The 10,553-nt window shown below is 61.3% G+C and carries 9 protein-coding genes; 1 reads left to right on the top strand and 8 read right to left on the bottom strand.

The window, feature by feature from the left end; genetic code table 11:
- Positions 1–166 precede the first annotated feature (166 nt).
- A complete protein-coding gene (locus tag AB4043_RS03640; RefSeq protein WP_442303070.1) occupies positions 167–3,652 on the bottom strand; it encodes an endonuclease MutS2 in 3,486 nt (1,161 codons plus the stop codon).
- Positions 3,653–3,765: 113 nt separating this feature from the next.
- On the opposite strand from AB4043_RS03640, the gene AB4043_RS03635 reads away from it, so the two are divergent.
- The gene (locus tag AB4043_RS03635; protein ID WP_442306519.1) at positions 3,766–4,314 is read left to right on the top strand and encodes a hypothetical protein; all 549 of its coding nucleotides are present in this window, start codon (positions 3,766–3,768) and stop codon (positions 4,312–4,314) included.
- 168 nt (positions 4,315–4,482) lie between these two features.
- Here AB4043_RS03635 and hemB read toward each other — a convergent pair whose 3' ends face one another.
- The 7 genes from hemB to AB4043_RS03600 all read right to left on the bottom strand — a co-directional run.
- On the bottom strand, positions 4,483–5,481 hold the full coding sequence (hemB, locus tag AB4043_RS03630) for a porphobilinogen synthase (protein WP_442303072.1): 999 nt from the start codon (positions 5,479–5,481) through the stop codon (positions 4,483–4,485).
- 92 nt (positions 5,482–5,573) lie between these two features.
- Positions 5,574–6,308 (bottom strand): ethanolamine ammonia-lyase subunit EutC, encoded by a 735-nt coding sequence (gene eutC, locus AB4043_RS03625; protein ID WP_442303073.1) that lies wholly within the window; start codon positions 6,306–6,308, stop codon positions 5,574–5,576.
- The gene (locus tag AB4043_RS03620) at positions 6,305–7,663 is read right to left on the bottom strand and encodes an ethanolamine ammonia-lyase subunit EutB (RefSeq protein ID WP_442306518.1); all 1,359 of its coding nucleotides are present in this window, start codon (positions 7,661–7,663) and stop codon (positions 6,305–6,307) included. The genes eutC and AB4043_RS03620 overlap by 4 nt, the downstream gene beginning before the upstream one ends.
- Before the next feature lie 164 nt (positions 7,664–7,827).
- Positions 7,828–8,871 (bottom strand): hypothetical protein, encoded by a 1,044-nt coding sequence (locus AB4043_RS03615; protein ID WP_442303075.1) that lies wholly within the window; start codon positions 8,869–8,871, stop codon positions 7,828–7,830.
- 5 nt (positions 8,872–8,876) lie between these two features.
- On the bottom strand, positions 8,877–9,263 hold the full coding sequence (locus AB4043_RS03610) for a PadR family transcriptional regulator (RefSeq protein ID WP_442303076.1): 387 nt from the start codon (positions 9,261–9,263) through the stop codon (positions 8,877–8,879).
- 263 nt (positions 9,264–9,526) lie between these two features.
- Positions 9,527–9,946: a DUF1284 domain-containing protein gene (locus AB4043_RS03605; RefSeq protein WP_442303077.1), complete on the bottom strand. Its 420-nt coding sequence runs from the start codon at positions 9,944–9,946 to the stop codon at positions 9,527–9,529.
- 14 nt (positions 9,947–9,960) lie between these two features.
- Positions 9,961–10,553: biotin transporter BioY (locus AB4043_RS03600; protein WP_442306517.1), on the bottom strand; the 593-nt coding region annotated here is incomplete at its 5' end.

Here is a 10,553-nt window from a genome sequence, read left to right as displayed (position 1 = left end):
CACATGACCCGCTCGGCCTGGCAACAACCCTTCTATCCGATTCCACTGAGCATCGGTCAGCTCGTAGCGCAATACTCCCATGCAAAAACTGCAACAAAAACTCTCCCGCAGCGGAAGTGAATATGTCGATACGCCCTAGCAACCAGCAACTTGTCGTTGAACTTCGCTACAAGCGTAGTTCAACGACAGTGGCTCCCTGACCGCCCTCGTTGTACGGAGGCTCGGTAACGTTGGCTACGTGTGGATGTCGCCGCAGGTAGTCGCGCAGGGTGCGGCGGAGGATGCCCATGCCGGTTCCGTGGACGACGCGGATGGAGGGCAGACCGGCGAGGAAGGCCTGGTCGAGGAAGCGTTCCACTTCGTCCTGGGCTTCGTCGGCTGTGCGGCCGATGACGTTGATCTCGCGTGGGGTAATGTCGGGATCGGTCTGCATCGCTACCGTCACGCCGCCCTTGCGCTTTGCCGCCTGTAACGGCGTCTCGGCAGGCGCTCGTCGCACCACTTCGGCGATGTCGTCACGCTGCACCCGCATCTTCATCGGTCCCATGCTGACCTCGAAGACATTCGAGGAAACCTCGCGGTCGACACGTACCTCGCGGCCCAGCGTGCGCAGCTTGACCGTATCGCCGACGTTGATCGACTTCACCACGTGCGGCTGCGCGTTCGGATCCTTCTTGTCGGCGCCGCTGATGTGAGCAACAACAGTTGCATTGAACTGTTCGGAGAACTCGCGCTTCAGCCGCGCCAGCCGGCGCTCCGTCTCCTTGGCCAGCTTCTGGCTCGCTGCCTTGTCGGCGATCGCTCCGGCAGCCTCGCGCATCTGGTGCTCAAAGTCTTTCATCAACGAAGCCAGCTTGCCCTCGAGCTCGCGCGCCTTCTGCCGCTGTTCGTTGCGGCCCTCTGCTTCCAGCCGCTGCTTCTCGCGTTCCAGTGCGAGCTCGCGTTTGCGGAGTGCTTCGCGCTCTTCATTGGCCGCGGCGAGCTGCATGTGCAACTGGTCGATGAAGCGGCCGATGTCGGCAGTCTGATGGTCGAGCTGGTTACGCGCAGCGGCGATGATCTCCGGCTGCAGGCCGATGCGCTGCGCGATGTTGATACCGGCGGATGCTCCAGGAATCCCCATACGCAATGTGTACGTCGGAGCAAGCGTCTCTTCATCGAAACCGACCGCTGCATTAACCACGCCCTCGTTCGTGGCGGCGTAGATCTTCATGGAGTTCAAGTGAGTAGTCACCAGGCTCCAGGCGCGCATACGCAGAAAGTGTCCGCTGATAGCCACGGCCAGCGCCGCACCTTCCTCGGGGTCGGTCGCCGAGCCAAGCTCGTCCAGAAGCACCAGCGAGGAGGCATCGGCCTCACGCGTGATGCGATCGAGGTTGGTCATGTGTGCCGAGAAGGTCGAAAGATTGCGCTCGATCGACTGGGCGTCACCAATATCGGCATAGACCGCTGCGAAGATCGGAAGCTTTGCCTCTTCGGCCGGCACCGGCAGACCCGCCTGCGCCATCAGCGCAAGCAGGCCAACGGTTTTGAGGGAGACGGTCTTTCCGCCGGTGTTCGGTCCGCTGATGATCAACTGTCGCGCTCCGTCTTCCAGCGACAGCGATAGCGGAACTACGCTTCCACCTTCAGACTTCAACCGCAGGTCCAGGAGCGGATGCCGCGCCGCCTTCACCGCAATCTCATGCTCGACGAACTCAGGACGGACACAATCCAGTGTCTGCGCGAAGCGCGCACCGGCAAAGAGAGCATCGAGTTCCGTTAATACCTCCGCACCTGATTCGAGCGATGCAGCATGGTCGCCTACGGCGCGCGTCATCGCGACCAGGATGCGATGCACCTCGGCCTGCTCTTCATCCAGAAGACGCAGCAATTCATTGTTGCTTTCGACGGTCTCCAACGGCTCGACGAAGACAGTCTGTCCGCTGGAGCTGGAGCCATGGATAACACCCGGCACCTTTCGGCGCTGTTCGGTCTTGACCGGGATCACGAAGCGTTCGCCCCGGAGCGTGATCAGCTCTTCCTGGGCTGCTCCGGATTCACTGATGGCGCGCAGGCTGCGGCGTAGCGATTCCTCAATGGCACGATGCTGGCGTGCGATGGCGTTGCGCAGCCGCGCCAGCTCCGGTGAGGCATCGTCACTCAGCGAGCCGTCGGGCTCGATCTTGCCACGCAGGGCATGAAGCAACGGAGCGAGGTATGCCTGCGTTACCGGAAGCGAGATCTCCGCGATTGCCTTCCATGGCTCTTCCAGCTGCGCGACGGCGCGCCACTCTTCCATCAGCTCTGACAGCGCCAGTACCTGAAGAAGCTCTGCCGGCTCCAGCGCAGCGCCCGGAATCCGCGCCTTCTCCAGCATGGAGCCTGGGGCAAAGACAGCAGTGAAATAGAACGCAGCGCCGGTTGCGAGATACAGCCTAACCTCGGCGATACAGTCCTGCTGCTGTGCGATCCAGGCGGCATCGGTCGAGGGCTCGAGGGCAAGCACACGCTCGCGTCCCGCTGCTGAACCCGTCAGACGCGCCATCTGTTCCCGCAGCCGCTGCCACTCCAGGGCCGCCGCACTCGTCTCGCGTAAGATACTCACTTCTCTATGGTAGATGCGTTGGGGTAGATGCGTTGGGGTAGATGCGCTGGGGGTAGATGCGGTCGACCAATAGGCGTTGCGCGCATGCACAGTCAGCTCCGGGTGCGCCGGTATTCGTACCTCAATCCGATGCAAACCTTCTTTGCCGGAAACCGGTTGGAAGCTCAAAAGATAGCGGTTTGGCAGATGATTGGCGAGGATGGCCATCTGCCGCTCCAGATCGGCTTTGTCGTCGAAGCGGAGGTATTCTCCGCCGGAGAGCGAAGCCACCTCGGACGCCGCATTCTCCTGTAAGGCTCGGAAGGCCATTCCCAAAGGCTTACCCAGATCGAGCGTGTACAAGACAGGTGGAACCAGCGGCGACAGTTTGTATGGAGGATTCACGTAACGATCGCCCTTCAGTGAATCCATCAACTCGGTCTTCTCCGGCGAGAACGTTAGAGAGTAGATCTCAACGTTGTTCTCGCTCATCCTGCGCAATACCGTGTCGACCGGTGTCTTACTAGCGGTGTCCTGCGGCTGGCTGAGCAGCAGGACTACCTTGCGCGTTGCGGGCGGCAGTGCGGCCAGCAGGTCGATGCCGGTGTTTACCGCATCGAGGATTGCGGCGCCGTGATCGCCGGGCTCGGGTGAGGCGATGGCCTCGTGCAGCTTGCCGACATCGTGGGAGAAGCGCAGCATCCCTTCCGGTTTGCTGTCGAAGGTCAGCAGGCCGAAGCTGCGGTCGGCTGAACCGGTCATGTAATCGAGCATGGTCTCCAAACCGCGGTAGTTACGGAACTGTCGCGGCGCCCGTCCGCCGGTCTGCATCACGATCAGCACCGCCAGGGGCTGCGACGAGCGATCTTCCAGATGGAGATTCATCGCCGTACCGTCGTCGGTGAGGGCGAAGTCCTTTGCGGTCAATGGCTCCGGCAGCAAACCGTCTTTGTCCGTCACCAGCACCGGTACAAGGACAAGCGTGGCCTCACGCCGAATGACCGGCGCATCCTGTGCCAAGGCTCCAGTCATAAATCCCAACAACAGAATGCAGAGGCTGCTGCAACGCATGATCATGAAACGCATCGGCCGCTCCATCGTGAGCTTCGCCTATAGTGCACGGGAGTAGAATTCCCCGCAACGGAACTCGTCGTCTCTTCGCTGCGTATCTCTGACTGGTTCAAAAGGAGGCGCGAACAATGACCTGCGCTACCTGTGGTTCCCCTACTGCCGCTGCCGGCGGTTTCTGCTCCCGTTGCGGAGCTCCTCAACCCGCTGCACAAGCTACCTCTCAGCCTGGCGCTGCACCTCAACCCGCGCCGGCCGGAGTTCCGATGGCTTATGGCGTGCCTTACATTCCGCGTGTGCCGCGGCACCTGCAGACCCTTGCCGTGCTGTGGGGCATCTTCGCCGCGTACCGCGTCGTCAGCGTCTTTCTCGGTCTGGCGTTCGCCAACGTCATGATGCGCTCGCACTTCTTTGGCTGGAGATCCTCGCCGCTGCAGATGCCCTTCTTTCATGCCATGATGCCGTTCATCTTTGCCACCACCTTGGTGATGGCCGGAGCGGCCGCACTGGTCTGCTGGAGTCTGCTGCAACGCAAGCCCTGGGGGCGCGTGCTTGCCATTGTTTTTGGCGTGTTGGCGCTGCTGAAGTTTCCGTTCGGTACCGCGCTAGGGATCTATACCCTGTGGGTGCTGGCGCCTTCTGCTTCGGGTGTTGAGTATGACGCGATTGYGGTGGATTGACTAGTTGCCGGAGTTTTCGCGTTGTCATCCTGAGCGTAGCGAAGGACCTGCTTTCTTGGCAGGCACCGAGATCGGTGGCTCAACTAGAAGCAGGTCCTTCGCATACGCTCAGGATGACACGACGTGGTGGGGAGACTGCTTTGGACTCAAGACACCAGCAACCAGCACTTACGAACTGCTGCGAAGCAGCCTCGCTGCTTCTTTTGCAAAGTACGTAAAGATAAAGTCCGCGCCGGAGCGGTGGATGGCCAGCAGGCTTTCCAGGATGGTCCGCTCGCGCTCCAGCCATCCCTTTTCGAAGGCTGCGCAGAGCATGGAGTATTCGCCCGAGACCTGGTAGGCGCCGATAGGCACCTCGAAGCGTTCGCGGGCGGCGAGGATGATGTCCAGGTAAGCGCCCGCTGGCTTCATCAGGATCATGTCCGCGCCCTCCATCAGGTCCAGCTCAATCTCGCGCATGGCTTCCCGCGGATTCGCCGCGTCCATCTGGTAGGTCCGGCGATCGCCGAACTGCGGCGCAGAATCGGCAGCCTCGCGGAAGGGCCCGTAGAASGCCGAAGCAAACTTGGCCGCATAGCTGAGGATGGGCACCTCGGTGAAGCCTTCGATATCCAGTTCTTCGCGAATGGCTTCGACGCGGCCATCCATCATGTCGGACGGCGCAACGATGTCCGCGCCCGCCTTCGCGTGTGAGACCGCGGTCTTCGCCAGCAACTCGATGGTTGCGTCGTTGTCGACGTGATAGTGGTCGCCCTCACGCGCGATGATGCCGCAGTGTCCATGCGAGGTGTACTCGCACATGCAGACATCGGAGATCACCAGCAGCCCATCCAGCGCACGGTCGGCCTTGATGGCGCGGATCGCCCGCTGCACGATGCCGTCCTCGGCGTAACCGCCGGTACCGGCTTCATCCTTGCTCTCGGGCAGGCCGAAGAGCAGCAGACCGCCGATGCCGAGCTTTGCGCACTCATGCGCTTCCTTCAACGCCTCATCGATGGAGAGGTTGAAGACATCGGGCATGGAAGAGATGGGCTTCCGTACACCTTCTCCTGGACAGATGAAGAGCGGATACAAGAGCATGCCGGGACGGAGATGGGTCTCACGGACCAGCGAGCGCATCGCCGCGGTACGGCGAAGACGGCGCATTCGGGTGATAGGAAACTCCATACCTTAGATTTTAGTGGCTCGTCTGGTTGGTTAGTTGAATGGTTGAATAGTTGAATGGTTCCACCAATCGGCTGAGGCCGCAGCCTCACCATTCAACTATTCAACAATTCAACGATTCCACCGTCTTTAAGAACCGTTCCGCTCAAACCCAACCGCTTTGCTTCCTGCAGATACCAGAAGATCTTCGCAGCGGCTGCCTTTGGCTCCAGACCGCCGTAGCGGATATTCGAGATGCAGTTGCGGTCTGCGTCGGTCTTTCCTACACGCGGATTCCAGGTCAGGTACGCTCCCAGCGAATCTGCCGATGACAGCCCTGGCCGCTCGCCGATCAGTATCAACGAGCACTTCGCTCCCAGGCACTCACCTACTTCATCCGCGACCGCAACGCGAGCCTGGGTCAGCAGGACGATCGGGGCCAGAGCCCATCCGGCAAGCATCGGCAGCAGGGCAGCCAGTGTCTCAACCGCGTGCCGTTCTACTGCCAATGCCGACAATCCATCCGCGACCACAATTGCGAGGTCATGTGCTCCGTGCACGAGCTGGGTGCGAGAGGCGTCGCTCAGCTTCCGCCCCAGGCCGGGGTTTCGAAGATACTGTGCCCGATCGGGTGCAGATGTGGTTAGCTGCAGCACCTGTGAGACACCTGCCTCCTGCTGCAGGCGCAGTGCGAGACTCGGAAGATGCAGCGGCACATGGACGGCATCGCGTGCCTGTGCGTGCGCCAACTGGAAGGCCAGCACCTCGCTGGTCGCGAGGCTCACACCGGTGGATGGCAGCGCCACTCGCGCCGGTGTGTAGCGACGTAGCGTGCTCAGAGCTTGTGTCATGCACCCCCTCCGGCAGTGAGATGCAGAGGACTTGCCTCTGCCAACCTTGCTGCATGATCGCCCGCGAGCCAGGCTTCAAACTCCGGCGCGGGCTTCAGGCCGAGCACCTGCCGCAGATAGAGCGCGTCGTGAAAGGAGGTGCTCTGGTACTGCAACATCACATCGTCCGCTCCAGGGACGCCCATGATGTAGTTCACTCCTGCCGCGCCCAGCATCGTCAGCAGGGTGTCCATGTCGTCCTGGTCGGCCTCGGCGTGGTTGGTGTAGCAGACGTCGCAGCCCATCGGCAGCCCCAGCAGCTTGCCGCAGAAGTGATCTTCCAGGCCCGCGCGCAGGATCTGCTTCCCGTCATAGAGATATTCCGGCCCGATAAAGCCGACGACGGTATTCACCAGTAGCGGCTTGTAGCGACGTGCCACGGCGTACGCCCGGGCCTCGCAGGTCTGCTGGTCCATGCCGTGATGCGCCTCGGCGGAGAGTGCCGAGCCCTGCCCGGTCTCGAAGTACATCAGGTTCTCGCCGCCGCGACCAAGCTCCCGCACCATTGCATGCGCCTCATCCAGCATTGCCAGCGTGATGCCGAAGGACGCATTCGCCTTCTCTGTTCCCGCAATCGATTGAAAGACCAGATCCAGCGGAGCTCCGCGCTCGATGGCTGCCATCTGCGTGGTCACGTGCGCCAGGACACAGCTCTGCGTGGGAATGGCATACCGCTCCCGCACTGCATCGATTAGTCGCAGCAGGGTCGCGGTGGTTTCCACATTGTCAGTGGCGGGGTTGATGCCGATGACGGCATCGCCGGAACCGAGCAACAGGCCATCGAGGATCGATGCCGCGATGCCGACGACGTCATCCGTTGGGTGATTCGGCTGCAGCCGCGTCGAGAGTGTCCCTGCCAGGCCAATCGTCGTCCGGAAGCGCGAGACCACCTGGATCTTACGTGCTGCAGCAACCAGGTCCTGGACCCGCATCAGCTTGCTGACGGCGGCAACCATCTCGGGGGTGAGGCCTGTGGCCAGTCCCGACAGGACGTCGCTTGTCGCTTCGTCTGACAACAGCCAGTCGCGGAACCCACCCACGGTCAAGCTGCTGACCGGAGCGAAGGCCACAGGATCGTGGCTGTCGGCGATCAGCCGCGTCACCTCATCCTCTTCGTAGGGGACAAGGGTTTCTTCCAGAAAAGTACGCAGGGGAAGATCGGCCAACGCCATCTGCGCGGCGGCGCGTTCGACGGCCGAGCTTGYAGCGACGGCGGCAAGCTCATCGCCGGAGCGCAATGGGGTCGCCTTCGCCAGCAGATCCTTCAGATCGCGAAAACCGTAGGTCGTACCGCCGATGGTGTGTTGCAGTTGCACGATTGCCCCGAGTGTAGCAATGCGGCTAGAGCATTTTCCCTGTTGCTAGGTAGCCCGGAGGAGGTGTGCAGCGGCGTTTTCTTTGCGGAAAACGCCCATAGATACAGAAACCCTACTCTACACCTACAGGGAAAATGCTCCGTCGCCCTGGTTATAAACCGGCGTTACAGGCAGACCGCGGTACCGCGTACTCCATCTGCCGGACCACTGAGACGCATGGCCTGCCACAGCTTCCACGCCGCGGCCAGCGAAGCTGCGACTAAAGCTACTCTGAGCCCCATCATGATGCCGAACTGAATTCCCGTCTCTGTCTCGGCAGGGACGCCCGCAGTGATGGTGAACAACGCCTCTCCTGGAAGTACGAGGAGCGCGAGCGCCACGACAGAGCACAGGTCAGCCGCCACATAGAGCAAACCAGTCCTTCGGGCCGAATGCCGACTGCCGATCGCAATCGCCTTCAGTACAAGCCGGGTAAGCAGCAGCGCAGCGATAGGCGCAAACATGCGGTGCCAGATGGGTGTGGCTTCGATGTGGAAGAGACGGGCTGCGGGCCCGAAGAATAACAGTACGGGGAAATGCGGCACCGCCACCAGCCATAAGAGCGCTGCTGCATCCGCGATCAGGTCCACAATCGGATACTTCGGCGCGACGCCATGCAGTACAGGCCGGGGCTGCTCTTGCAGCAGCTTCATCGGATCCCATTGTGCCGTAAGCCGCCTGGCTCCGACGTAGTGCGTTACACCGTAGTCCAGACCAGCGAAGACGGCGGTGGCTACCGCCCAAAAAAGAAAGAGCACATACGGTACCACGCCCAGGCGGTACATCAGGCTTCCAGATTCGGGGCTCACAAATGCCAGCATCATCTGAGTCGCGAAGGCAAACAGAATCACCAGGGGAGTTGCGCGTTTGAGCGTGTACCAGTAGATCCCGAACAGTGGACCGATCAGCGCCCGCTGCGGCTGGTAGCGCATCGCCACCTCGAACGGATGTCCATGTGCCCGCAACGTTGCGGCCTGTTCTTCCAGCGTCAAGGGATGCCCGAACTCTTCCTCACGGTCTTCCATGGCATCCAGCAGATTCGCACCCAGCTCAGCCAGGATGTCGTTCTTGCGGTGGGTGGGGAGATGCTTGCCGACGGCTGCGAGGTACGGCATCAGTAGGGCAAACGTGGTGGATGGATAGATCGGTTCGGTCTTGGGCTGGTTCATGGCGGTCACTCCTTGGTGACAACAGCAGATGAAGCAAGAATCCGTGCGGACGAGCTAAGAATCCGTTCCAGGGCAGAGCTCAGCCCTACGTACTCGGCGAGCAGCTTTTCGAAGACTGTGACTCCGGCTGCTGACAGGCGATAGAACCGCTTGCGGCGTTTGTCTTCCTCGCGCCACTCGCTGGTGAGCAGACCCTGTGTCTCCAGCCGCCGCAGCAGCGGATACAGCGTGCTCTCTTCCATCTCCAACCCGCGCTCGGCCAGCGCCTTGCGCAGGGTGTAGCCGTAGTGCTCCTGCTGCAGCGCCGCCAGGACGGCCAGCACTAACGAGCCGCGGCGCAGCTCCAGCGTGAGGCTTTCGGCAACTTCGGGGTTGGGGAGAATGGTATTCATACCCTGTACACCACATACTGTGTCATGTACAGTGTGTGGCGTCAAGTACTTTCCAGAGTTGAAAACGTACGGTACGGGTGGTCGGAAAGGCCGCGCCGAAAATTAGCAACGCGGCTCGATTCAGAAGTTGAAAGTTGAAGACGTAACTTTCTCGACGGGACGTTATCGAGGTTGCACGCTGAAACTGGAAGGCATTGATGGCACGGAATCTATAGCTTGCACTACTGTACGGCTTCAACTTTCAACTTGGAACTTTCAACTCTTCAGGTCAGCTTCACTCCCGTGAAGCCACTGCCGGAGATCCCGTCGCAGAGTTCTTTCCAGGGACAGTCTTCGCAGGCTGCGCGGATGTCTCCATTGCGGAAGGCGGTGCGTAGCATGGCCAGACGGGCGCCGGTCAGCTCCAGAACGGCTCCGGGAACAACCGGCTCTCCCAGCAGGGGAGAGAGCTGCCGGGCTGCTTTCTGGTCGCGTTCCAGGACGCTTTCGTTGAAGCAGTGGCAGTCGCCGCCGGCGACCAGAGGGGCGCAGATGTCGTCCGGGCCGGAGACGATTTCGACCGGCTCACCGCCGGCAGCAAGCTGCCGGATAAGCCGGTCGAAGTTCGCAATAAACTCCGGCGAGTAGCCCTCGCCCTTGTACGTCAGCATGCACAGCAGATGATGCGGACGCAGACGAATCATGAGATTTCCTGCCTTCAGGCTGCGGGCTTGAAGGTACGCCGCGCCGCCATCACCGTAGCGGTCGCCAGACCGGCCTTCACCAAAGCGCCGACGACGAAGGGCATCACGCCCGCGGCGATGGCCTTGTTCCAGCCCACCAGAGTGGCCAGCCATGCGGCTCCCATACCCAGGTTGATGACGTTGCCCGTCAACATTGCGCCCAGATTGGCGGCAACGCCGTTGATCCACTTGCGGTCAGTGAGCCAGCCGATAAAGGCAGCCGTCACCGGGAAGCTTGCGAGGTAACCGGCAGTCGGTCCCATAAACACGGCGACACCGGCCGCGCCGTGCGCCAGCACCGGCAGCCCGATCACTGCTTCCGCCAGCCACGCCAGCACGGTAATGGTTCCCAGCCGCGCGCCGAAGAGAGCTCCTACCACCAGCACCGCATAGGTCTGCATGGTGATCGGCACCGGGAACATGGGCACGGCCAGCCACGACGAAGCCGCCAGGAAGAGTGTTCCCAGAGCGACCTTTACGACGGAGCGGGTCAGCGTGTTGGTTCCGGCATCAACGAACGGAGAGAGGCGAGCGCGAAGTTCCATGGGGATGATTGTCTCTCTTTTTT

The organism is Terriglobus sp. YAF25, from assembly GCF_052113305.1.
In the GTDB taxonomy this organism is placed as follows: Bacteria; Acidobacteriota; Terriglobia; order Terriglobales; family Acidobacteriaceae; genus Terriglobus.
The sequence above is the reverse complement of the archived record's forward strand: the minus strand, read 5'-3'. Positions and strand labels throughout refer to the sequence as shown.